Annotated in this window: 26 protein-coding genes; 12 read left to right on the plus strand and 14 right to left on the minus strand. The window is 64.3% G+C overall.

Annotated features, from left to right (window positions below):
• Positions 1-5: 5 nt before the first annotated feature.
• The 5 genes from AB0J29_RS08555 (at position 6) to AB0J29_RS08575 (ending at position 3,927) form a co-directional block, all read left to right on the plus strand.
• Positions 6-596: a hypothetical protein gene (locus tag AB0J29_RS08555; RefSeq protein ID WP_364781803.1), complete on the plus strand. Its 591-nt coding sequence runs from the start codon at positions 6-8 to the stop codon at positions 594-596.
• Positions 597-1,622: 1,026 nt separating this feature from the next.
• A complete protein-coding gene (locus AB0J29_RS08560; protein ID WP_364781417.1) occupies positions 1,623-2,120 on the plus strand; it encodes a DUF6301 family protein in 498 nt (165 codons plus the stop codon).
• Positions 2,117-2,566, plus strand: a complete 450-nt coding sequence (locus tag AB0J29_RS08565; RefSeq protein ID WP_364781420.1) for a hypothetical protein — start codon at positions 2,117-2,119, stop codon at positions 2,564-2,566. The genes AB0J29_RS08560 and AB0J29_RS08565 overlap by 4 nt, the downstream gene beginning before the upstream one ends.
• A 34-nt stretch (positions 2,567-2,600) precedes the next feature.
• Positions 2,601-2,837: a hypothetical protein gene (locus AB0J29_RS08570; RefSeq protein ID WP_364781423.1), complete on the plus strand. Its 237-nt coding sequence runs from the start codon at positions 2,601-2,603 to the stop codon at positions 2,835-2,837.
• 637 nt (positions 2,838-3,474) lie between these two features.
• On the plus strand, positions 3,475-3,927 hold the full coding sequence (locus AB0J29_RS08575) for a DUF6301 family protein (RefSeq protein ID WP_364781426.1): 453 nt from the start codon (positions 3,475-3,477) through the stop codon (positions 3,925-3,927).
• Between the two features lie 370 nt (positions 3,928-4,297).
• On the opposite strand, the gene AB0J29_RS08580 is transcribed toward AB0J29_RS08575, so the two are convergent.
• The gene (locus tag AB0J29_RS08580; RefSeq protein WP_364781429.1) at positions 4,298-5,239 is read right to left on the minus strand and encodes an ADP-ribosylglycohydrolase family protein; all 942 of its coding nucleotides are present in this window, start codon (positions 5,237-5,239) and stop codon (positions 4,298-4,300) included.
• A gap of 330 nt (positions 5,240-5,569) precedes the next feature.
• On the opposite strand from AB0J29_RS08580, the gene AB0J29_RS08585 reads away from it, so the two are divergent.
• Positions 5,570-5,779: a hypothetical protein gene (locus AB0J29_RS08585; RefSeq protein ID WP_364781432.1), complete on the plus strand. Its 210-nt coding sequence runs from the start codon at positions 5,570-5,572 to the stop codon at positions 5,777-5,779.
• Here the strand turns inward: AB0J29_RS08585 and AB0J29_RS08590 are convergent.
• Both AB0J29_RS08590 and AB0J29_RS08595 read right to left on the minus strand, forming a co-directional pair.
• Positions 5,760-6,809 carry an alpha/beta fold hydrolase gene (locus AB0J29_RS08590; RefSeq protein ID WP_364781435.1) on the minus strand — a complete coding sequence of 350 codons (1,050 nt, stop codon included), beginning with the start codon at positions 6,807-6,809 and terminating at the stop codon, positions 5,760-5,762. The two genes, AB0J29_RS08585 and AB0J29_RS08590, sit on opposite strands and share 20 nt — an antisense overlap.
• A gap of 62 nt (positions 6,810-6,871) precedes the next feature.
• Positions 6,872-7,516, minus strand: coding sequence for a PadR family transcriptional regulator (locus AB0J29_RS08595; protein ID WP_364781438.1), 645 nt, complete (start codon positions 7,514-7,516; stop codon positions 6,872-6,874).
• Between the two features lie 342 nt (positions 7,517-7,858).
• Between AB0J29_RS08595 and AB0J29_RS08600 the strand changes: the two genes are divergently transcribed.
• From AB0J29_RS08600 to AB0J29_RS08620, 5 genes are all read left to right on the plus strand, one after another.
• The gene (locus AB0J29_RS08600; RefSeq protein ID WP_364781441.1) at positions 7,859-8,494 is read left to right on the plus strand and encodes a TnsA-like heteromeric transposase endonuclease subunit; all 636 of its coding nucleotides are present in this window, start codon (positions 7,859-7,861) and stop codon (positions 8,492-8,494) included.
• 122 nt (positions 8,495-8,616) lie between these two features.
• On the plus strand, positions 8,617-10,590 hold the full coding sequence (locus AB0J29_RS08605; protein ID WP_364781782.1) for a Mu transposase C-terminal domain-containing protein: 1,974 nt from the start codon (positions 8,617-8,619) through the stop codon (positions 10,588-10,590).
• On the plus strand, positions 10,578-11,603 hold the full coding sequence (locus tag AB0J29_RS08610) for an ATP-binding protein (RefSeq protein ID WP_364781444.1): 1,026 nt from the start codon (positions 10,578-10,580) through the stop codon (positions 11,601-11,603). Before AB0J29_RS08605 ends, AB0J29_RS08610 begins: the two co-directional genes overlap by 13 nt.
• 201 nt (positions 11,604-11,804) lie before the next feature.
• Entirely contained in the window at positions 11,805-12,536 is a 732-nt protein-coding gene (locus AB0J29_RS08615) for a hypothetical protein (RefSeq protein WP_364781447.1), read from the plus strand.
• 231 nt (positions 12,537-12,767) lie between these two features.
• Positions 12,768-12,941 (plus strand): hypothetical protein, encoded by a 174-nt coding sequence (locus tag AB0J29_RS08620; protein ID WP_364781450.1) that lies wholly within the window; start codon positions 12,768-12,770, stop codon positions 12,939-12,941.
• A 63-nt stretch (positions 12,942-13,004) separates the two neighbouring features.
• Here AB0J29_RS08620 and AB0J29_RS08625 read toward each other — a convergent pair whose 3' ends face one another.
• The 8 genes from AB0J29_RS08625 to AB0J29_RS08660 form a co-directional block, all read right to left on the minus strand.
• Positions 13,005-13,490 (minus strand): recombinase family protein, encoded by a 486-nt coding sequence (locus tag AB0J29_RS08625; RefSeq protein ID WP_364781785.1) that lies wholly within the window; start codon positions 13,488-13,490, stop codon positions 13,005-13,007.
• The gene (locus AB0J29_RS08630) at positions 13,442-13,588 is read right to left on the minus strand and encodes a recombinase family protein (protein ID WP_364781788.1); all 147 of its coding nucleotides are present in this window, start codon (positions 13,586-13,588) and stop codon (positions 13,442-13,444) included. The genes AB0J29_RS08625 and AB0J29_RS08630 overlap by 49 nt, the downstream gene beginning before the upstream one ends.
• Before the next feature lie 186 nt (positions 13,589-13,774).
• Positions 13,775-15,271, minus strand: a complete 1,497-nt coding sequence (locus tag AB0J29_RS08635; protein WP_364781453.1) for a DNA mismatch repair protein — start codon at positions 15,269-15,271, stop codon at positions 13,775-13,777.
• Positions 15,262-16,797 (minus strand): DNA mismatch repair protein MutS, encoded by a 1,536-nt coding sequence (locus AB0J29_RS08640; RefSeq protein ID WP_364781456.1) that lies wholly within the window; start codon positions 16,795-16,797, stop codon positions 15,262-15,264. Before AB0J29_RS08640 ends, AB0J29_RS08635 begins: the two co-directional genes overlap by 10 nt.
• A gap of 151 nt (positions 16,798-16,948) precedes the next feature.
• A complete protein-coding gene (locus AB0J29_RS08645) occupies positions 16,949-17,368 on the minus strand; it encodes a Tn3 family transposase (RefSeq protein WP_364781459.1) in 420 nt (139 codons plus the stop codon).
• 225 nt (positions 17,369-17,593) lie between these two features.
• Positions 17,594-18,334, minus strand: a complete 741-nt coding sequence (locus tag AB0J29_RS08650) for a hypothetical protein (RefSeq protein ID WP_364781462.1) — start codon at positions 18,332-18,334, stop codon at positions 17,594-17,596.
• Positions 18,335-18,375: 41 nt separating this feature from the next.
• Complete coding sequence (locus AB0J29_RS08655; RefSeq protein ID WP_364781465.1) at positions 18,376-18,525, minus strand: hypothetical protein; 150 nt, start codon at positions 18,523-18,525, stop codon at positions 18,376-18,378.
• 221 nt (positions 18,526-18,746) lie between these two features.
• Positions 18,747-19,325 carry a TetR/AcrR family transcriptional regulator gene (locus AB0J29_RS08660; RefSeq protein ID WP_364781468.1) on the minus strand — a complete coding sequence of 193 codons (579 nt, stop codon included), beginning with the start codon at positions 19,323-19,325 and terminating at the stop codon, positions 18,747-18,749.
• A 74-nt stretch (positions 19,326-19,399) separates the two neighbouring features.
• On the opposite strand from AB0J29_RS08660, the gene AB0J29_RS08665 reads away from it, so the two are divergent.
• Positions 19,400-20,242: an NAD(P)H-binding protein gene (locus AB0J29_RS08665; protein WP_364781471.1), complete on the plus strand. Its 843-nt coding sequence runs from the start codon at positions 19,400-19,402 to the stop codon at positions 20,240-20,242.
• On the opposite strand, the gene AB0J29_RS08670 is transcribed toward AB0J29_RS08665, so the two are convergent.
• The 3 genes from AB0J29_RS08670 to AB0J29_RS08680 all read right to left on the minus strand — a co-directional run bounded on the left by AB0J29_RS08670 (position 20,239) and on the right by AB0J29_RS08680 (position 22,063).
• The gene (locus AB0J29_RS08670; protein WP_364781474.1) at positions 20,239-20,940 is read right to left on the minus strand and encodes a hypothetical protein; all 702 of its coding nucleotides are present in this window, start codon (positions 20,938-20,940) and stop codon (positions 20,239-20,241) included. The two genes, AB0J29_RS08665 and AB0J29_RS08670, sit on opposite strands and share 4 nt — an antisense overlap.
• Complete coding sequence (locus tag AB0J29_RS08675; protein WP_364781477.1) at positions 20,937-21,542, minus strand: helix-turn-helix domain-containing protein; 606 nt, start codon at positions 21,540-21,542, stop codon at positions 20,937-20,939. Before AB0J29_RS08675 ends, AB0J29_RS08670 begins: the two co-directional genes overlap by 4 nt.
• Before the next feature lie 110 nt (positions 21,543-21,652).
• The gene (locus AB0J29_RS08680) at positions 21,653-22,063 is read right to left on the minus strand and encodes an SSI family serine proteinase inhibitor (RefSeq protein WP_364781480.1); all 411 of its coding nucleotides are present in this window, start codon (positions 22,061-22,063) and stop codon (positions 21,653-21,655) included.
• Positions 22,064-22,078: the final 15 nt, after the last annotated feature.

Here is a 22,078-nt window from a genome sequence, read left to right on the forward strand (position 1 = left end):
GCACTTTGCCGACCGCGCTGCCGACCTGCACGCGATTCCGCTCCAATCCGATGGGAGTCCGCTTCATGCAAGAACCGATCACGACCGAACAGCAAGCCCGCGCATATCTAGCGATGGCATTGGGAGGACATCACCAGTACCGGATGTTTCCGTTCGAGCTGGGATGGGTGGTCTATCAGCAGCTGGGGGACGAGCAGATCCGCCAGGGACGTTACCTCGGCCTGACGAAGCTGGTGCTCAACGCCCAGACCGGGGTGATCTTGGAGTTTGCCAGCTTGCCGGTGGACATCGTGGTGGAGACCTACCTGTCGGCGATCAGGGAAGGCACGCGGATGCCCGCATATCAGATCTACCCGCACAGGATCAGAGTGCATCTGGAGTTGACCGACGAGGAGCCGGACACGGTGGAGTACCGGATCCGGCTCGAGTGGCTGGAGGATCCCGGACAGTCGACCCCGCCATACCAGCTCGTGATCGACAAGCACACCCTCTCGGTGCAGCCGAGCGATCCCATGTCGATGCTGGCACTGTCGTGGGCCCAGATTCGCAACCACACGGACGGGAGCTGGCCGACTCACGGGATGCTCGAGTACTAGAGCCGGACCCTGCGGTCTCGGTCGATTCGCCTGCGCAGAAATCGACGTTGGGGATGCCCCAGGAGGCCTACCTGGAATTGCGGAACTCCGTGCTTGTCATTGGCACACGCGACTGCTTGGGCTGTGTACCCGTTGGCCGAGAAGAGCAGCATTTCGAGGTGATGTCTGCGCCCGCGGGCACCGTACAGCTTTTTGACATCGAGACAAGGGCGGTGTGCCATTCGACTCGAGCGATGGCCCGGGAACTGGTCACATCGATTCCGCCATCGGCTACGCGGGGTGTGACTTTGGCATCGGGTATCCGAGGGCGCGCATGTGTTGGGCCGCAGAGTTCTCAGCCGCTTCGAACGACGGGATGTTCAGCACCCGTACCTCAGCTCCACACATCCGACTACTCGCCCCGATCACCGATGGTTTTGGCGCCTGCGCCGAAGAGCGGTTTCATCTTGCCCCGGCAAGGTCCGATGTACCAGCGCTGCAACCGATTTGCTGTGATTGTGACGCGGGCGGAATATGCTGGAGTCCATTACTGGATCGGATCGGTTGCTGTGCCGTCGACGGAACGAGTACCGAGTACCCCGTACGGCACGGTTGTCAGTCAGGACATCGCGGGTTTCCGCGGTCGGGGCCACCCGCGAAGAGAACTGTTCGCTCCTCGTCGGTGGGCTGGACAAAGAACAATGCCTGCCAAAGCAGTTCACGGCCGTCGATCCATCCACCGTCCCCGCACAAGATCACCCAAGGGCTGGAACTGTCATCGACAGAAACTAGACAGGTCCCGCGACAGTCGAATACGCGATCTCACCCGTCCAGTGTCGTGGATGCCCGCGAAAGGCACCGCCGTACAGGCGATCCGAGCAAAAGACATCCCCTGGTGCGCGCCAACTCTAGTTCGATCTCGAGTTTCGGGAAGGTGTCCTCTTGCTCTGGATGAACAGATTGCGGCGGAAGTCGTTCAGGATCATGGCAGGCCGTGCACGCTCACGGAGCCAAACGTAATCCGGCGAGAGGAATAAGTTTGAATCCATGACGGGATGGCGTGCGCTGACCGATGGCGAGATAGTCGAATTGGCTACCGGCTTGCGGTCGTTGGACTGGTCGTGGCAGCTGCAAGAGGTGCCCGCGATAGCAGCGAAGTTCGACTGGAAGGTATTGATGACCCGAGCGGATTGGGTCATGCTCGACTGCGGTTTCGGGCTGAGCAGCGGTGCGGTAACCGGCCGCGACGGGGTGGCCGAGTCCATCAAGTTGAAGGTGACCGACTCCGCAAGCGAGGACGCGACCGGCCGAGCAATGGTGCGTGACGCGTTCGTCAGGATGACCGAGGCCATAACCGGCGCCCTCGGCGAACCGACCGCCCGCATACCCGGGGAAACCGCAGAAATCCGTTGGGCTTTCCCGGAAGCAACATTGCTCCTGAAGAATCTGAGTCTCGCACATACCGTCCAATTGATGTATCAGACGAACGCCTCGCTGGCGGCTTTCGACAGATCCATCGAATTCGAACAGCAGGGCCTGATGTGACGGGTTGGGCGGAATTCAGCGAGCGACTGGCCGAGCAGTTAGCTGTGTTGCCGGCGGGTGCGATTGTCAAGATCGTAGAAGCGGGAGCACCCCCAAGCCACCAGCGGTTCGCGCAGTTCGCGCAATCCGACAGCGAGCTACTGGCCGAATTGGTGGGCGATGAGTTTCTCGAACCCGCCGCACGGCCAGACGAAACGGGACACCGCGTGATCACCGAGGCGGGCTGGCAGGAACCCGATGCCGACCACGGTCCCTACTGGTGGATCGAGCTGCCATGGCCGGTCTATTCAGCCATATACCGCCAGCTGGCGGCGATGGTGGTGACCGGACTCCGTGACGCATTCCGAATCACCGACCCGGGGTCCTTGACCTACACCGCATGGAACAAGAACGCGGACGAACGCGACCTAAACCTGCCACTGCTCGGGCTGGCACGTCAGGATTGAACGGTTGCCATCCGAGCTTTGAGACAAGGAGGCCATGACCTTGGCGCTGTACGCAGAAATCGAGAAAATTGAGGAAGACGAGGAGCAAGTTCGCTACCGGTACACGGATATACAGGGCAGTCAGTACACGTTGGCCCTGAACAAGGCCACCGAGGTAATCGCGTCGGAGAACGGCGCCGACGATATGCTCTATCGGGCCGTTGCGAGAAAGATCGCAACGGTATGGCTGGACAGTGGAGCAACACCCGAGCGCCTCGTAGTGCAGTCGTGAAGGCAACATCCGGAGGCCTTGAATGAAACTGACACGGCGGTTTCGCCTGGTCACAACTGGTCGGCTCGATCAAGCTCAACTCGAGGAACTTGGAGCGGTCATCGGGCTTACCCTCTCGGGTACTGCCGAGGATGCCGTGGGCAGCGAATTGGGGTGCCGGGTCCGAAACCACCCGCGATACCCGTCAATTCGCGCCACCACTATCACGCTGGTGCGCACCGGCGCCGATGAATGGTCCATCACTATTGATGCCCTCCCGTTTTCCGACATCTCGACATCGATCGGGCTCGTCGAAGTCGGTTGCCGCGCAGCAGGACTGACTGTCACCGGTCGGCACGTATCAGCGGACGCAACGGTAAGCGACGCAGCGCCCAGCCCGGCCTTACTGGAGCGCGCACGCAAACTTCTGGAAGAATCGAGAACACGAATGTGGGGTACGACCTTCACATTCGGCACACCGCCCCCCGAAGCGCCACGAGCGCGTATCACTTCCGAAGACGACCTGACACTCGACTACGCGGCGGCCATCGAAGAGCTGCTGACACGCCCCGCAGTCCGACCTGCGTCGAAACCCCTCTTCGTCGCCGACCACATACCCGTCGCGCGGCCCACGCCGCGGCCCATTGGATGGCAGGCATTGTCCGACAACGAGATCGCCGATCTCGCCGAGAAACTGCGCACGCTGGTCTGGTCATGGCGAATGGACGATCTACTGCGCTTGGTGATCGTATTCGGTTGGCAAGACCCCACGATCCACTCGCCGGACCGGGTTCAGTTCGCCTCCGGTCTCGGCCCGGACACCGTCGACATCATCGGCTTCGATAGCGACGCGGTACGCATCGAAGTCACCGTCACCACCCAGGCGGCTGGTACACCGGACTCCCGCGATGACACGTTGGCGGCTTTTGCCCGGATGGCGGACGTACTGACCGGATCCCTCGGTGAACCAAGCGCTCGCCTCGACGACAGGATTCCCGAAATCCGCTGGGCCGGTCCGGAAACAACCCTACGACTGATCGACTTCCACTACACGGTTCGGTTACAGCTGGTAACCAACGACTGGCTCAACGCCCTCGACCAGGGGGATTGACAACGCCCGTCGACCAGAAACGCTGGTCGTCCCGCGCATCTCGCGCAAGCGAGGGTGGCGGCTGATGCGGGCGGCTGGGTTGCGTTGTAAGCATCCGAAGCCGTTCCGGCGCACCATGATTCGCGGTGGGAAACGGTCGATGCGTCCGATGGATCGCTGGGGTTTTCGACGATGCGCGGAGACATGGGTTTTCCCAAGGCCTTTGACCGCTCTCGAGTTTCCGACTCCGGGCGCACCGCTGCGATGGACTTCCACGCAGCGGCTCCGCGCTGGCAAAACCGCTGCAACCTGCTGACCAGACCGCCAGCGTTGAGATCCTCCCCCGACTGTGGTGGTTCAGCGATGGACTGTGTCGAGTGTTAATACTGGCTCAGCGGGTCGGTGCGTTGTGCGAGTGGTCGTGACCATCGGTTGTCGTCCACGTTGGAAGGCGCTCACGGGCGGACAGCCACTCACGTGGTATCCCGACGATTTCGCCTCGACGCCCTGTTCCCGTGTGGGCGGCCACGATTCCGCCGACGATTGCGGCGGTGGTGTCCACATCGCCGCCCGCTTCCACACACGCGATGATGGCGGCCGGGTAATCCGCGAGAAAGGTCGCGGCGGCCCACAGTGCGAACGGTACTGTGTCTTGAGCGGTGACCCGGGAACCGTTGCCCAGTTCGTAGGCCGCTTCGGCGACCGATCGGTCCAACAGCTCCCGGGCACGGCGAACACCTGCCGCGACCTGTCCGTCGACCACGTACGGTTCGACCGCTTGTAAGAGTTCGAGTGCCGTACAACCCGTTTCACGGGTCATCGCGGCATGGCTCGCCGCGACCGCGACTGCCATGGCGCCGACGATCGCCTCCGGGTGCCGGTGGGTGACCTCGGCGGACAACGCGGCTTGCAGCGCCGCGCGGTGCGGGTCTCCTGCGAAGAACGCGCCGAGGGGAGCGACCCGCATCGCCGCCCCGTTCCCCCAGGAGCCACGCCCATCGAACGAGGCGCCCGCCGCCTCGGCCCAGGGTCGGCCGTCGCGAATCTCGTGCAGCACAACAACTGTGCCACCGCTGTAGCCGCGGTAGGGTTCGCAGCGGTCAGCGAAGGCGGCCGCCAGCGCATTGCGGTCGATGCCGCCGCGTCCGCGGATTTCCGAATAGACCGAACAGGCCATCTCGGTGTCGTCGGTCCATTGCCAGGGGGCGGCAGGTGGGCGTCCGTCGATCAGATCCGCCAGGGAACGGCCGGGCACAAAGAACTGGGCGCCGAGCGCGTCACCGACGGACAAGCCGTCGAGGCTGTCGCGAGCAGTATCGGCAGTCGAAGTCATACCGTCCCGGATTGTGCCAGTGCCGACCGCCTACCAGCAACCGTGTTCGCCATCTCTCTGTACCCGCCAGGTCAAAAGCCGCGCTCGCGTTCGCGGCGGCCTCGGTCGAATGCACCCGCACCCGCACCGCCGCGCAGGTCGCGCGCCGCCGCGTTGTGTCCGCGGGAAATTCGCGCCCACCCGATTTCGGAGCGTTCCCGCCGCGTCGCCCGTCACCCCGGTCGGCCGCCCTTCAGGCGGGTCACCCGACCAGCCGCCCCCTCGTATCGAGTAACACGCACGCGCGTTTCGGGGTGGGGTTCGTTTCCTTCGCGAGACCCCACAATCGCAGTGACCGAATCCGCGTTCCTCGACGCCATCGCCCACCCCGACTACCTGTTCACCGTCGACGCCGCCGCCGCACGCACATTCCCCGCCGCGCTCGCGCTCGCCACTCCGGAGGATCGGGTGTTCCTCGACGAGCTGGCCACGACATCGACCCGCTACGAGACCCTGCGCCCTGTCTGCCGAGCCGCGTTGGTCAGGAATGTCCGGCGATGATGACCTCGGGAATGCCGGTGCCGAGCGGAACCGCCCGACACGTCGGAGCCGGGGCGTGGACCGGATCCAGCGTCCGCAGCAGCAGCTCCTGCACGAATGCGTCGTAGACCATGTGGAAGTGACCGGTCTGGTCGGCCGCGCACTCGTCCTGCAATACGATGTTCTGCACGTTCGAGCCGTGCAGTGCGATATTGCTGAACGGCTGGATCATCTCGTCGACCCGGCTGCCGATGGTCACGTAGTGCGGGCCGGGCACGGTGTCACCACCCGCATTGAGTTCGACCATCAGCGGCGACCCCTGCACCTGCTGCACCGCCGCGAGCGATGTGACCTGCGCGAAGGCCGGTAGCGCGCCCGGAATCGCCTGCGCTACCGGCACCAGTCCGTACATGACGCCGCCATAGCTCGGCGATGCCAGGCCGATCCACTGACCGATCTTCGGAGCGCCACCGAGCTTGTTGACGTAATAGCGAGTCACGGTGGCGCCCTGGGAGAATCCCACGACATCGACCTGGGTGGCGTTGGTGGCAGCCAATACCTGATCGACAAATGCGCCGAACTGGTGCGCACTCACCACGATGTCCTCGGTGCCCCAGGTGTCTTTACCCGGTGCTCCACCGTAATTGAGCGCAAAGACGCAGAAGCCGAGCGCCGAAATCTGCGGTCCGATGGCCGCGTAGTCGGAGTAGGCCGAGGAATCGGTGCCGTGCGCCAGAATGACCGGACGGGGATGCTCGCCCGTCGGCTTGCAGTCGAAGTTGTTGGTATTGGCCGGGGCCGCGTTCTTGTGCGACTTCTGATAGACCGCGGCGGCCAGATGGTCCGGCTGGGCGGGACCGGTTTCGGTGGGTATATCCGGCGCGCGATATCCGGGGATCTCCGCACTGACCGACGGGGGATTGGTTGGTTCGGCGCCTGCTACCGGGACCGCGCCGGAGCCGAAAAAGACGGCTCCGGCCAAGACACCGGCAGACACCACACGCCTGAACTGTGACACTCCCCAACCCCACGACCCGATCGGCTGTTCCATATCACAATGATTTACCCGATCGGCTCGAAAAGTGCACGCTCAGGTGATGTTTCACATTGCCCCTACTTTTCGGGGGCGTCGTCATCCGCGAGAATGCGGTACAGCGATTTGCGCGCCTCGGTGAGCACTTCCGCGGCCCGTGTCGCCTGCTGCGGGGTACCCGCCGCGGCGACCTGTGCGGCCGCACCCATCAGCTGTCCGATGAGCGCGCGCAGATCCATCGCCTGAGTGCCGACATCCTCTTTGACATCGGCCCAGGGATCGCCGAGCTCGTCCCGATGCTCGGCGACGTAGGTCTCGCCCGCGTCGGTGAGCTTCGCGGTCTTGCGACCGGCGACGCGCTCGATGAGCAGCAGCCCCTCGTCCTCGAGCTGCGCGAGCGCCGGGTAGATGGATCCCGGGCTCGGACGCCAGACATCATCGCTGCGCTCCCTGATCTGCTGGATCAGCTCATAGCCGTGCATCGGACGCTCGGTCAGCAGCAACAACACCGCGGCACGCACGTCACCGCGCCTGCCGCGGCCACCGCGGCCGCGGCCACGTCCGAATCCCGGACCGAAACCAGGACCGAAGCCCGGTCCGAACTCGGGTCCGAAACCATGCCGCCCACCGCGGCGATGCTGGCGACAACCGGCGTCGCCCTCGTCATGACCCGGCTTCCGCCAGCGGCCACGACCCCTGAATTCTCCGTATTCGATGTTTTCCATGTCAGCCTCCTGGGGGCTCTTGCGTTTATCTCACAGTATCGACGATATATCGGCAATGCATCGCACGCAAGAGTGGTCAACGACACGAACCAACCAGTCTCTTCAAACCGAACAGGCCGCACATGTCCTCCGCCAGTTGATCTGAGGTACCGCCAGCGTGTCTGAGGCATGTGCATGGTTTCTGCCATTAAGTTGAGGCAGATCGTTGCCGGATGCGCTTGTGGGGGTTCTTCGTTGGTCGGTGTTGTCGCTGCTGTTGCTGGCGTTGACGATGGCTGCTGGGTGGAGTTCGTCACTAGGGACGGTGGACAATGTCGGCGCCCCTTGGTGTCGTGTGTAGCGGTGCGGTTCGAGGACATGGCACCAGTTCGGGGATTTCCGTCGTTTCGGGGTCAGAAGAACTTTCCGGGGTTGTGGTGGTCGGCGACGATGGGGTCGCATGTCGGCTACGAGTCGTGGCTGGAGCGGGACTGGCTGATGGCCTTCGATTCGTCACCGGAGGTGGCTGGTGTTGCGTCCCAGCCGTTTCGGCTGGCATGGCTGGTGAACGGCAAGACCAGGCACCATGTCCCTGACTACTTCCTGCGACTGCACGATGGCGGTGTGGTTGTGGTGGATGTCCGCCCGGATTCTCGGATCGACCCCGACGATCAGGCTGTGTTCGACCGGACCGCGGTGATATGTGAGTCGGTCGGCTGGCAGTATCGCCGGGTCGGTGAGATGGGTGTGGTTCGTGCGGCGAATTTGCGCTGGCTGTCGGGTTACCGGCATCCGCGCTGTCGTCGGCCTGGGTTGATGGCACAGTTCAGTGAGGTGTTTGCTGCGCCGCGGCCACTGGCCGATGGTGTCGCCGCGGTTGGTGACCCGATTGTTGTGTTGCCGACCTTGTTTCATTTGTTGTGGCGCCAGGAATTGTCCGTCGATCTCGAGAAAGCGCCACTCGGACCGGACACGATCATCGGCGGTGATCGGCAGTGACCGCCCGTGTCGACGTGCTTGAGGCCGGAAGCCGATTCCGCACTGGCGGACGGGAATTCGTCGTCGTCGAGCTGGTCGGAGCCGAGACGAGGTTGCGGGATGTGACCGGAATCGAATCGACGGTGGCTGTGTCGCAGATCCTCGCCGATGCCAGCTTCGAGTTGCTGACTGGGCGCAAGCAACCGCCACTGCCTCCGTCCGGACAGATTGGCGATCTGCCGCCTGATGTCGTCGAGCATGCCCGATGGTGGGAGCGGCACATCATCGAATTATTGACCGGGCGGGGACCGGATGCGCCGCCATCGGTCCCGGTGAATCCGTCTTACGACCCGGCGACAACCACGATGCGACAGCGTGAGCAGGCCAAGGTCGGCGAGTTCGCTGCGGCGGGGACGCCGGTCAGTTTGGCGACAGTGCAGCGGATGCGCCACGCCTACGAACGCGAAGGATTCTGGGGGCTCGTCGACCGCCGGTTCGCACGCCGCGCCTCTGCGACCGGGCGGATCGACCCCCGGATCGTCGATGCGACCCGAACAGCAATCGCCGGGGAAACGGATCGGTCGACGGGCACGGTCGCCCGCCTGCGGCGGCGGGTCGCTCAGCTGCTGACCGAGCTGCACGGGTCCGATGCTCCCCCGCTGCCACCGGAGCGCACGTTCTATCGCCTGGTCGCCCGTCTCTCGGAGGGGAAACACACTTTCGGATCGGCCAAGACCCGGCGGTCCTTGGCGAAACAACCGGACGGACCGTTCAGCACGGTTACGGCTGCACGACCGGGTGAGATCGTGCAGATCGACTCCACCCCGCTCGATGTCCGGGTCGTGCTCGACGACGGCACGATCGATTCGGTGGAGCTGACCGGGATGGCCGATCTGGCGACCCGGTCGGTTCCGGCGGCGGTGCTGCGGCCGAGCACCAAAGCCGTTGACGCGGCACTGCTGCTGGCGCGGGCGTTGACCCCGGAGCCGATGCGTCCGGGCTGGAGTGATGCGTTGCGGATGTCGCGGTCGGTGCTGCCGCACCGCAGCCTCACTGATGTCGATCAGCGCCTCGCCGATGCGGCGGCACGGCCGGTGATCGCGCCGGAAACAATCGTGGTCGATCACGGCAAAGCCTTTCTCTCCCAGACATTTCGGTCGGCTTGCCGGTCGCTGGGCATCAGTTTGCAACCGGCGCACCCCGACACCCCGACCGACAAGCCAGTTATCGAGCGGACCCTGGGATCGGTGGGCACCTTGTTCGCCCAATACGTCGCGGGTTATGTCGGGTCGTCAGTGGAACGCCGCGGCCGCAACGCGGAGCAGGCCGCGGTCTGGTCTATGGTCGAATTACAGTCGCTTCTGGATGAATGGCTGGTCGCGGTCTGGGCCAACCGGCCCCACGACGGGCTCCGCGATCCGGTCACACCGGATACGGCGTTGACGCCGAACGAGAAATACGCGGCCCTGGTGCAGATCGCCGGTTATGTTCCGGTTCCGTTGTCCGCAGACGACTATATCGAGTTGCTGCCGGTCAAATGGCTGGCGATCAACTCCTACGGTGTCCGGATCAACCGCCGGACCTACGACCACCGCCAGTTGGGCCCCTACCGGCGTCAGCACTCGGGTGTCACAGCGCACAAGGGCCGCTGGGAGGTCCACTACGACCCCTACGACGTTTCCCGCATCTGGGTGCGCAACCACTGGGACGACGGCAAATGGATGACCATTCCCTGGAAGCACTTGCGGACCGCTCCCGCACCGTTCGGTGAACTCGCCTGGCAACATGCCCGCGAGATCCTGGCCGAACGCGGCCGTGACAAGGCCACCGAAGCTGAAATCGCCCAGGCCGCAGCCGATCTACTCGACCGCGCCGAACAAGGGCCCACAGCACCCGCAGCAAAAGCGACCGATCGCCGGTCCAAACGGGATCGTAAAGTCGTCGGACGCACCAAGGCCACCGCGCAACCGACGTGGCCGAAACCTGAACCGATCGAAGAGGATTCGGCAGATCCAACACCGGCTGAGCAGGACTCCGACACCGGCGGATCCTCGGCGAAGGTCATTCCCCTGCCTATTTTCGATGCACGGAAGGAGGCCGCCCAGTGGCCGTTTTGAACCCGGTCAGCCAGCTCGAGGACCGACGCCTGCCCACCACCACCCTGGAGGGATGGCGGCGGTTCGTCGAATCGGAGCCATCGGCGCAGCAGCTGCTGGACGAGCGGGAATGGACCAAACTCACCGATGGCGACCGGATCGAATACGACGAGGCGCGCATCGCCCACCATTCCGAGCTCGTTGTGGTGACCACGTCCACGATCCGCGAGATCACCAACGAGGGCCGGATGCTCACGCTGCTCAACCAGCGTGAGAACGGCGCCCGCCGCGGCCTGATCATCTCCGGGCCCGCGGCGACCGGGAAAACCACGGCGATCAAACAGCTCGGCCGTCTCCACGAACTGCGCACCCAGATGCGGTTTCCCGGCAGCGACCGCATTCCGGTGGTCTACGTCACCGCACCCCCGAAGGGGTCACCACGCAAACTCGCGATGGAGTTCGCCCGCTTCCTCGGCCTGCCACCGATCGGCCCCCGCCACAACGTCACCGATATCGCCGACGCCGTTTGCAAACTCCTGATCGACGCTCGAGCCGACATCGTCGTGGTCGATGAAATCCACAACATGAATCTGGCGACCACTGCCGGTGAGGACCTGTCCGACCACCTCAAGTACTTCACCGAGCATCTCCCGGCCACATTCGTTTACGCCGGGATCAACGTCGAACGGTCCGGGTTGTTCACCGGAGTCCGCGGCCAGCAGCTCGCCGGCCGCTGCCAAGTGATCAACACCCGGCCCTTCCCCAACAACAGCGAATGGCAACAACTCGTCGGCGGCATGGAGACCACGCTGCGGCTGCACCGCCACGACTACGGTTCGCTCGTCGCCGACGCGAAATACCTCCATCAACGCACCGGAGGCATGATCGGCAGCCTCGGCCACCTGATTCGCTCCTGCGCGATCCGCGCCGTCCTCGATGGCAGCGAACAAATCACCCGCACCCAGATGGACAGGGTCCGCGTCGATCACGCCGTCGAATCGGCCACCCGCCGAGCAAGCAGCACCCACGAATGAACAGACCTGCGCGGGTGAACAGTCGCGCACCAGCATGGTTTCGCCGTCCCCGTCAGCGACTGCCCCGCGTAGTCGAGCCGTTCGACCGCGAAACCATACGGGTCCTACCTGCGGCGGCTGGCCGCCGCTAACCACCTCGCCGTCGCCGACCTGCGTCGACACGTTGCCGGATCGCCCAACGGCAGGGTTGAGCCATCCTGGTTGTCCATCGCGACCGGCCTGCCCGACCATGCACTCTCCTACCGGTTGCCGGAACTGCGAAGCCCTAGCTTCATCGAGTTCCCCACCGGACCCGCCTGCCGGTTCTGCGCGGCTCGTCGCGGCATCGTCGAACCAGTGACCATCTATCGCGACAGTTACGCCAAACTGTGTTTGCGCCACCGGGTTTGGGTCGGTGGCGACAACCTCGACACTCAGGTCGACGTCTCAGCTTTGCCTGAACTCACCAACGCCCAGCGGCGGCACCGGAACCTCGTCCGCCACCGTCCCGGCTACGCTGAATTCGTCTACACCACCGCCGAACGGATCGTATCCGGATGGACCGCACGACGCCTCTGGGGCGAATCGCGCGACCGGCGGCTGTTCACGCTCTTCGGTGACGAGCCAGCCCGATTCCCCCGCGACTCGACCGAGTTCAACATCGCGAACTATCCCGAGATCGTCTCCCTGACAAGCATCCTCATTTCCTATCACTGGATCACCAAGGCTGTCTCACCTGAGCGGACCCCAGAGGATCTGCGCCAGTTCTACGCCGAAGTGCGCCACCGTCTTGGCATCGACATCGGTCGCGACGGATTCGTCGACCAGCACGACCCGCTGACCGTCTGGGTCGAGAAGCAGCAGCACAACCTCGAACGCAATCACTACCAGCGCGACCACACCCAGCCGCTCAGACAACGAACTACGCCAACAACCTGGCAAGAAGTCGGCTGACGAAATCGCCGTACACCTGACAAACCCCAGGTCAGCGACCTAACCATGCGTCAGGTCAACTGGCGCACGACGGATACACAGCAACGACTACGGTTCCTCGTCGCCGCCGCGAAAGCCTCCATCAACGCATCGGCGGCACGATTGGCAGCTGTCCTGTGACAGTCAATCTTGCTCTGTGCCAATGAATCTTGCTCATCCTGACGGTTCTGCCACTACAGTTTGCTCGTTGTCTTGGTCGTATCGGGCGGGATGGTGGCCGATGCTGCTGTCGAGTGGGCGCAGACCTCCGCGGGGCTGATTGAGCTGAACTTCGTCGACACTGTCGGCATTGAGCGGCGGCTGAGGCTGTCGTCCTGCGCGGGCGTGCGGTTCGAGGACACGCGGCCGGTGCGCACGTTCCGATGATTCGGGTACCGGTAAGAAACGTGTCATGAGCGGCAATCGGGGCCCTGGGCCTGACCTGGCGGGTTACTGAGTGCCTGGGTTGGCTGTTTTGTCGGGGTGGCGGTCGATGGTGGGATGGGTGACGCCGAACTCGGCGGCGATCTGGGCGACGGTGTAGCGGCGTTTGCCGTGTTCGTCGAGTTCGTCGTACATCTGCCGTGCGAGCTCGACTTGTCGGCGGCCGAGTTTGGGTTTCTGTCCACCGGTGCGTCCGCGGGCGCGGGCTGCGGCCAGACCGTCGCGGGTGCGTTCGGACATCAGGGCGTGCTCGAATTCGGCTATCGCGCCGAGGATTTGGAAGAACATGCGCCCGACGGCTGTGGAGGTGTCGATCCCCTGGTCGAGCACCACCAGATCGACACCCCGGTCCTGGAGTGTCTTCGATAGCTCGATCAGGTGCTCGAGGGAACGGCCGAGCCGGTCGAGCTTGGTCACCACCAGTTGGTCTTTGGGACGGTAGGCTACAGCAGCGCCTTGCTCAACTCGGGGCGGGAGACGAGCTTGCCGGATGCCTTGTCGATGAAGATCTGCTCGCATCCGGCTGCGGTGAGTGCGTCCTGTTGGGCTTCGGGGTGTTGGTCGCGGGTGGAGACGCGTCCGTAGCCGATTCACATGGCGCGGAGTGTATTGCGAACCCCCGACAGGTTGACATTGGCACGTACACGGCAATCGTTACAGATCCGTCCTGCGGAAACCCGGTGCGGCCGAGGGTGTCTCGTGAACGTTCGTTTCCGAGATTTCGCCTCTCGTGCCAATGACTCGGCCGCTAGCCATCTAGTGACGCTGATTGGGGTTCAGCCGACTCGGGTGGGGTTCGCTGGTTCGTTTGGGGCGCGGTCGAATATCTGGCGGAAGACGTCTGCGGCGTGGCTGGTGGGTTCGGGGGGTGCGGGGGTGAAGCGGAAGGTGCGGGTGCTGTCGGGGTGGTGGCCGGCGCGGAGGAATAGGTCGCTGGGGTGGGCGGCTCGGTGACGGTGGTGGGCGAATTCGTAGAGGTGGGTGACGAATATGACGCTGATGCCGGTGGTGAGGAGTGCGTCGATGAGGGGTTCGGCGATGCGGGTGGCGTCGTGTTCGCTGGTGGAGGAGAACGATTCGTTGCACAGCAGCAAGGCGTTGGGGCCTATGCGGTCGATGATGCGGCTCATGCGGGCCAGCTCGTCGACCAGTTTGCCGTGTGAGAGCGTGCGGTCTTCGTCGGTGACGAAGTGGGTGTAAACGCCGTTGTGCACGTCGGCTTCGAAGCTGTCGGCGACGACGTACATCCCGGCTTGCATCATCAGTTGGGCCGCGCCGATGCTGCGCAGCAGGGTGGATTTGCCGCCGCTGTTGGCGCCGGTGACGACGATCAGGGAACGGTCGATGGCGTCGATGTCGTTGCCCACCACCACTTGGTCGGAGGTCAGGCACAGTGTGATGTCGCGCAGGCCGGTGCAGCGCAGGCGCGGCGTTCCGGCCGGGTGCGGGGTCGGCAGACACAGGGGCAGCCCCGTCCTACTGAGGCGGTCGTGCAGCGCGAGGCAACCGAGGTAGAAGGCGAGTTCGGTGCGCAGGCGTCGGAAGAAGTCCTGCACGTGGTCCGCGGCGTCGTGAACGACGTCGGCGATCGTGGCCACGGCGCGGTCGCGTAGCTTCGCGACCGGATCGAATTCGGGGTCGGGCTCGTCGATGACGCGGAAAGCATGGCGAGTGCGGCGATCGAACCCGAAGCGCCGACGGCGGACGGGTTCGTGCAGCACGATGCCCGCGAGCGCGGCGCCTGGGCCGAGACCGGCGCTGATGTGCACGCCGTAGTCGAAATCCATGGCGGCCAGCTGTGTTTCGAGGCTGTCGAGATACCGGTCGTCGAGTTCGGCGGCGACGGTGGCCATCAGATCTGTGAATCCGGCGGCACGGAATACATGGCCGCTTCGGTCGCAGGTGGTTCGCAGTTGCCGTAGCGAAGTGATCAGCTCGGTGAGTGGTTCCAGCGCAAGCAGCAGTTTTCCGCCGGCGCGGTGCAGTGGGCCGACTTTTCGGCGCTTGACTTCGGTGGCTTGGGTCGCGATCCGGTAGAGCTCGTGTACCACGCCAGGGTGGGCCTGGCAGTCCGCCAGCACGGTGTGCCGGTATCTGATCACCTCGGGCTCGGTGGTCGGTGCGGCCAGCGCTGCCCGGACCGCGTCGCGGATCACCGGGTCTTCGGAAACCTCGGCGCACAGCGACTCGAGACCGAGGTCGGTGAAGGTGTTGTCGCCGTTGGCTGTTGGGCGGGCGTCGTGGTGGGCGGGGTGGAGGAGATTCACTTGCATGCGGCGATCCTGGCGGTGACGAAGTCGTAGGTCAGACCGAAGCGCTCGGCGAGGGCGACGGCGTGGGCGTGGCCGTCGGCCGGGCGGCGCTCGATGCGGAATGTCCGCTGGGCGGGATCATCGGGGTCGGTGGCGGCGACCATGCTGACCGTGGCCGGTTCGGTGCGGGCCAGTTCTTCGAAGAAGGTGACCCAGACCGCGATCGAACCGCGCTCGACGAGCTGATCGAGTACATCGCGGCCGATCCGGACGGCATCGGCGGTGCTGGTCGCGCTGAAACTCTCGTTGAGGACGACCACGCTGTCTGTGGTGGCCGCCTCCAGCGTGTCGCGGATGCGCAGAAGTTCCTCGGCCAGACGCCCGTCGGGATCGGTTGCCTGCTCGGCATGTTCGAAGTGCGTGAACAGCCGATCCGCCAGCGGCAGGCATGCGCGGCGGGCGGGGACGGGGCAGCCGAGCGCGGCGAAGTAGACCAGCTGACCGACCATGCGAGCGAAGGTTGTCTTCCCGCCCTGATTCGGGCCGGTCACCACCAGGACCCGTTCCGGGCCTGAGAGCCGCAGGTCGTTGCACACCACCTCGGCCTCGGAGCGCCCGCAGCGGGTGAGCAGCGCGACGTCGAACGCATCCTCGGCATGGATCTGCTCACCGTGGGATGCCAGCCGTGGCAGGCACATTGCCCGTGTTGTACCGCTGACCTGGCGTACGAAGGAGAGATAGGTCAGATAGAACTGGATCTCCCGGTCGAACCTCATCACATCGGTGTCGGCGAATTGCTCATGGCTATGGGCGAATTCGGTGAGCTGGGCGAGGGTGTGCGGGTGTAGAGCGGCAACGTGATCGAGGATCTGCTCCTCCATGTGATTGAGATCGTCCCACTCCGAGCGTGGTCGTGGTGGACGCGGCGCACCGACACCGAAGCGCGAGAACAGATTCGCGATCGCCGCACTGTAATCCGGCGCGATATCGGCAGGAGCTACCTCGAGGGTGCGGTCGACGATCCGCACGCTGTAGCGCACCTCGCCCAGCGCTTGCTGAACTGGGCGTACCGCCGCGCTGAGTCGGTCGAACCCGGGCCCCGTGAGGTAGGCGCCCATGAACTCGCGCCATCGAGTCAGTGCACGCGAGGTCAGCGGCAATTCGGACAGAGCCTCGGCGAATCGGGTGACGGTATCGAGATATTCGGCGGCGGCGCTGAGCTGCCACCACTGCCGCTGGTACGGGTGGTGCAGGCGGTCTTGCCATGTCAGCCGTTTGCGCATGCTCCGCATGCCGGCCGCGAAGGCGTCGAACACCTCCCGCACCGAATCGTTGGCCAGGTCGGCGAAGATCTCCTGGCGGTACCGCACGGTGTCCGGGTCGCGGACCGGCTGGGAGAACCAAGACCGTAGCTGGAATTCGTCTTGTGCCACGATCGCGGTGATGATCCGATCGATATTGAGATCGGTCACCGCGGCCGCATCCACAACCAGGTAGTCCGTTGACGGCACCGTTGTGTCCGGCCACATCATGCTGATGCCCGACATCCCCACCTCCATCGTCGGCCCGCCCTGCACGCCCATACGACAGGAGGTCGTCAGGACGGGTCCATCGCACGGTAGAGAAATGGCTTACCGGCCGCCAAGTAATCTGACGGTGGCCGGGGATCCGGCAGGCGGGTCTGTGCGAGAGCCGATGTTACTGGCCGAGGGCCAGGCGCGCGTTCATGTTGAGTTTAACCTCGCCGTAGGGCGGCACGTGTGACCAGAACAGCGGGGTCAGGCCACGTTCGTCCTCGGCGGTGAGCACGCCGTCCCAGTCCGGGTCGGCGAGGATGTCCTGGATCATCAGCACGTTGATGTAGACCATGGCGGCCTGGCAGATCCGTAGGCACAGCACCGACATTTCCTGCTCGTCGCGCCGATTCGAGGCGAGCTCGGAGTTCTTGCCGTAGAAGATGATCGAGTTGGCGCGGTTCCAGGACTCGATGATGTTGAGCCCGTCGTTGATCTCCCGTTGCAGACCGCGCAAGCGCAGGTAACGGGCCACGAAGATGGTCTTCTGGGCGCGACCGAGTTCGATCATCGCCTGATAGGTGGGGTGGGTGGCGCATGACACGTTTCTTACCGACACCCCTGATTGCGGGGGTTTGGGCATTTCCCGGGCTGGTGGTGGTCGGAAACGCTTACGCGCCACGTGGTTTCGACTACACTCGCGCAGCGAAGTAGCCGACGCGATCGCCCTCGTCCCACGGATCCTCAACGCCCGCAAAACAAGCAAGAACCATTAGCAGACTCACGCGATCTCAGAGCTTTTCAGCACCCGGGTTCTGTTCGTCGGACCTCACCGTCCATCCGCGTCGGTCTGGGCCGAAGCTATCCAAACCCGAACCACTCCGACGGGTTCGAAACCGTGACTGACGGCGGCGGTCAGGTCTTCGCCCCGCTCATAGCCGACAACGGACCGGCCCGGCCACAACCGGGCGACCGTGCTCACACACTCTGCCCAGGCATCCTCGGCCGCAATACCCGAATAGAACAGATTCGACACGCCGATCACCGACTCGCTGCGATGCACGACCGCTCCGGCGACCAGCCGGTCACCACGCCAACTGCCGAGCACCGAAACCGATTCTGTGACAAGCAATTCCGGCTGGAACAGCCCACTGAGCTGCTCATTGCGACTCCACGCGGCCGTCCAGTTGCTCAACTCTGCCTTGTCCTCAACAGGGCGCCACGGTTGCTGTGTTGCGGCGGGCGCCGGCCGATCGGCCGATCGATAGATCCACTGCGCCTCGAAGAGCACATGGAATCCAGCAGCGGATAGGTCCAGGCAGGCGAAACTGTCCTTGATCGACGCTCCGGGGGCGCTGTAGTCGATCCGCGCCAGGATGTCGTGGGCAGTCGCCTCCGGGCTCACCGTCACCGCATCCGGATACAGCGGCGGCGTCCGACGCGAGCTAGACCATATGGCAGCGTCGAAGACGCCGACGATCCCGTGTGACCGGCACACCACATCGCACCACCGGGCATTATTGCGCGCGGCGGCACGGACCAACTCGTTCCGGTCGATCCGCGCACTCATGCAACACATCGTGACAGATCCAGACCGAGCCCGAAGGTCTGTCAGCGCATCGAGCCGAACAGCTCAGCAGCCGAGAGCGAGGAACACACGCCATCGACCACAATCAGGAAGATCGAATGACAAAATTCCCTGAGCTGAAGCGGGCAGGTGGACGGGGTCGGCAGGCGAGCTCGCCACTCAAAATTGCTCACCCCGGGTCAGCTCACCTACACCGAGGACGATTGGCTCACATCGGACAGCAGCGACCGAACCGGCACCGTCAAACGGCCCCGAGATGCCTCAGATCGAATGGCAAGAATCTGACAACCCGCTTGCCAATTCAACTGAGGCACGCAGGTCAGCGGCATGTCCATGCCTCACATTGAATGGCAGTGGACAGCACATCAGTCGATGCGCGGCCCGATTGCTCGCGCTAGGACGCGAGCGAATCAATCCAGCGCTCCAACCGGCGCCCCTCGGCCACCATGAGCTCAGGATCACGGAAGGTATTGGTGAGCAACGAGATCCCCTGATACGCCGCGAACAGCGCAACCGCGAGCTCTCCAGCATCCACGCGCCCCATTGCCGTGAACTGCTGCTCGATCCAGTCGAGCAAGCTGCGCATACTCGCCGCCGAAGCCTGCTCCAGCCCGTCACCGCGTTTACCCAGCTCCGAGGCCAAGCTGCCAGTGGGGCAACCGAATTGCGCGGCACGGTCGCGCTGGTCGACCCAACCGCGCACCAGCGCCTTCAGGCGCTCCCGCGGCTCGTCGTACTGCTCGAGCGCTGCGACCAAAGTCTGCAGCGTCTGCCCGTGCGCGCCGAGGGCCGCCTCGACCAGCTGATCTTTGGTCTTGAAGTAGTAATACACGTTGCCGAGGGGAACGTCGGCCGCGCGCGCGATATCGGCGATCGTCGTCTTCTCGACGCCCTGTTCATGGAACACCCGGGCGGCCGCGGCGGCGAGGCGTTCACGCTTGCCAGTGCGTCGACCTTCGACTGAGTTAGTCATGCAACTAACTATAGACAAGCGGACAATTCGTCGACTACCTTCACTTAAGTCAGCTAGCTAACTTAGGAGTGAACGTGATCGTAGTGACCGGAGCAACCGGCAATATCGGACGCACCCTCGTGCAGCACCTCGCCGCCGCGGGCGAACAGGTGACCGCCGCATCCCGCGGGAATCAGGACATCGCACTGCCGGACGGCGTCGAGCATCGCCGAGTCGACCTCGCCGACCCCGAAAGCCTCTCCCCCGCGGTCGAAAACGCCGATGCGCTCTTCCTGCTCCTCACCGGACCGCAACTGGTCACTGGACCCGATCCGGCGCGGTTCGTCGAAATCGCCGCGGCGGGCGGGATCAAGAAGCTGGTATTGCTGTCATCCCAGGCGACCGGCACACGATCCGAACTTGCCTCGCACGCGCGACTGCACGCCTTCGAGTCGGCCCTGCAACAGTCCGACCTGGACTGGACGATTCTGCGGCCCACCGGATTCTTCTCCAATACCTACGCGTGGATCGAGTCGATCCGGGCCGAGCGGCTGATCGCCGCACCCTTCGCCGATATCGCGCTGCCCGTGATCGACCCCGTCGATATCGCCGAGGTTGCCGCGACCGTATTGCGCACCAATCATTCCGGCCGCGTCTACGAGCTGACCGGACCCGCTGCCATCAGTCCACGCGAACAGGCCCGGGCCATCGAGGCCGCGCTCGGTACCTCGCTGCGGTTCGTCGAATCGACCCGCGAGCAGGCACGTACCGGCATGTTGCGGTTCATGCCCGCTGACGTGGCCGATGGCACGCTCGATATCCTCGGTGCACCGACGCCGGCCGAGCAGCAGGTCAGCGGCGATGTCGAAGGTCTGCTCGGGCGACCAGCGACGTCGTATGCCGAATGGGCGCGACGTAATCGGGCGGTCTTCGGCTAGCCCCTGCTCGCCTGTCCGCCGATTCGGATCTGCTGCTCGCCCTTGCGATCTCGTACGTCGACGCCGAGGGCGAGCAACTTATCGTCGAGGTCCTCGACTTCGAGCGTCTTCTTATCGGCGATCGCCCGCCGCCTGGAGCGCATCAGGGTATCGATATCGGCACCGGTTTCCGGCAGACCGTCGACCCAGCGGACGAAGTCCGCACGATACGGGTCGTTCTGCTCGAGCCAAGGGTAGCCGCGGTCGCGGAAGGCTTGTTCGATAGCGTGGCTGCTCAAGTCGGTTGCGCGAAAACGTGCCAGCCGCAGTCGATTTCGATCGGTGATGACCAAATCCGCGTGCTCGCGGAAGACCGCGGCGATCTCGGCGCGCGATACGTACTGTGCGCGCCCGTTCTGGCCGAGTTCGACGTGATCGTCGGTGACAGTAAGGGCCAAGCTCTCCTTTCTCGCGATGTCGAACAGCACGAGCCCGGCGAGCCCACCGATCACCGTGGTGATCGGAACCAGCCAGATGCGCGGCACTGTCATCGCAATGCGCAGCGGGCCGGGAATCTCGTGCACGGTATCGACCAGCCACTGGCCGACGAACGGGACGGCGAAACCGATCCCGCAACCAAGGGCGAGCCCGCCGAGGCCGAACAGCCAGAGCCAGACGGTGGAGAAACGCAGCACCGTGGGTGCGGATGTGGTGGTCATCGGTGCTCCGATTCGATAGGGCGCAAGAGACGGGCGACGGTGGCGCGCACCAGCGGGCGCGGATCGTGCGGACGATCCGGATCGGCATTGAGGAAGGCCGCATCAATGACCGACAGGATCCAGCGGGCGGTCTCCTCGGGATCGAATCCGGGATCAATACGGCCCTGGTCGATGCCGCGTTCGAGCAGCGTCGTGAGCGCCGCCGCGCTGAGGCGCGCATCCTCCATAGCGACCGCGAGGAGTTCTTCGTCGTGCTCGATACGTCGCAACAGTTCCACCATGAGCCCCGGCGCGACCGGATCGAGCACCTCACCGGCGAGCGCGTCGACGATGTCGAGGATCGCGTCGAGGCAATCGGTGCGATCGATATGCCGGGAAATGAGTTCGGTGTGCTCGGGAATGGACAGTTCGAAGATCGATCGGAAGACCGCGGCCTTGTCCTGGAAGTAATAGAACACGCTGCCCGAGGTGAGTCCCGCCTTGCGGGCGATCTGCGCGGCAGTGGTGCGCTCGTACCCCTGCGCCGCGAACAGTTCGGCCGCGGCATGCGTTATGGCGGTGCGCCTTTCGGCGACGCGCTGCGGATCGACGGTGCGGGCCATGCTTCGAGTCTATCATTAACTAATCAGCCAGTTAAATAATTCAGTGGCAAGGCCCACCCCGTAGCGGCAGCTGGGACCGCCGTGAGAGAGCGCAGCCTGCCGAAGATCGATCAGCCGGTGACGAAATCGAAGACCGGGGTGGTAGCGGCACGCAACTGGCAGCTATTACCGAAGGTCTTCTGCCACTGGATGTTTCGGCCGTGCCAAGTACCGGCGACAGTCGCGGTGACCGGGTTGTAGATCTCCATGCACAACCCGCCGGGATCACCGACGAGCTTGTCGAAGGCGCCGTCCGCGGTCGCCAGCGCCGCGCACGCCTCACTCGCTGCGGGGTGGCTGCCGGCCGGCGGATCACAAGTCAGCGTGACCTGCTCGGCACCAGGACTCTGCGCCTCCCCCTTGCTGACGCTCAGCGACAACTCGGACAGTCCAGGATCGGCGCCTGCCGGTGTGGCCGATAATCCCGCGACCGCAACCGCAAGGCAGATAGTCGCGATCGTACGAAGCGAGTAGCTGATCATTTTTTCCACTCAACC

It is taken from the genome of Nocardia sp. NPDC049707 (genome assembly GCF_040674855.1).
GTDB lineage: Bacteria > Actinomycetota > Actinomycetes > Mycobacteriales > Mycobacteriaceae > Nocardia.

What these genes read in the sequence shown, in the direction of transcription:
- AB0J29_RS08560 (WP_364781417.1), top strand. Translation starts at nt 1,623, where the DNA reads ATGACGGGATGGCGTGCGCTGACCGATGGCGAGATAGTCGAATTGGCT.
- AB0J29_RS08570 (WP_364781423.1), top strand. Translation starts at nt 2,601, where the DNA reads ATGACCTTGGCGCTGTACGCAGAAATCGAGAAAATTGAGGAAGACGAG.
- AB0J29_RS08580 (WP_364781429.1), bottom strand. Translation starts at nt 5,239, where the DNA reads ATGACTTCGACTGCCGATACTGCTCGCGACAGCCTCGACGGCTTGTCC.
- AB0J29_RS08590 (WP_364781435.1), bottom strand. Translation starts at nt 6,809, where the DNA reads ATGGAACAGCCGATCGGGTCGTGGGGTTGGGGAGTGTCACAGTTCAGG.
- AB0J29_RS08595 (WP_364781438.1), bottom strand. Translation starts at nt 7,516, where the DNA reads ATGGAAAACATCGAATACGGAGAATTCAGGGGTCGTGGCCGCTGGCGG.
- AB0J29_RS08635 (WP_364781453.1), bottom strand. Translation starts at nt 15,271, where the DNA reads ATGCAAGTGAATCTCCTCCACCCCGCCCACCACGACGCCCGCCCAACA.
- AB0J29_RS08640 (WP_364781456.1), bottom strand. Translation starts at nt 16,797, where the DNA reads ATGTCGGGCATCAGCATGATGTGGCCGGACACAACGGTGCCGTCAACG.
- AB0J29_RS08650 (WP_364781462.1), bottom strand. Translation starts at nt 18,334, where the DNA reads ATGAGTGCGCGGATCGACCGGAACGAGTTGGTCCGTGCCGCCGCGCGC.
- AB0J29_RS08660 (WP_364781468.1), bottom strand. Translation starts at nt 19,325, where the DNA reads ATGACTAACTCAGTCGAAGGTCGACGCACTGGCAAGCGTGAACGCCTC.
- AB0J29_RS08670 (WP_364781474.1), bottom strand. Translation starts at nt 20,940, where the DNA reads ATGACCACCACATCCGCACCCACGGTGCTGCGTTTCTCCACCGTCTGG.
- AB0J29_RS08675 (WP_364781477.1), bottom strand. Translation starts at nt 21,542, where the DNA reads ATGGCCCGCACCGTCGATCCGCAGCGCGTCGCCGAAAGGCGCACCGCC.
- AB0J29_RS08680 (WP_364781480.1), bottom strand. Translation starts at nt 22,063, where the DNA reads ATGATCAGCTACTCGCTTCGTACGATCGCGACTATCTGCCTTGCGGTT.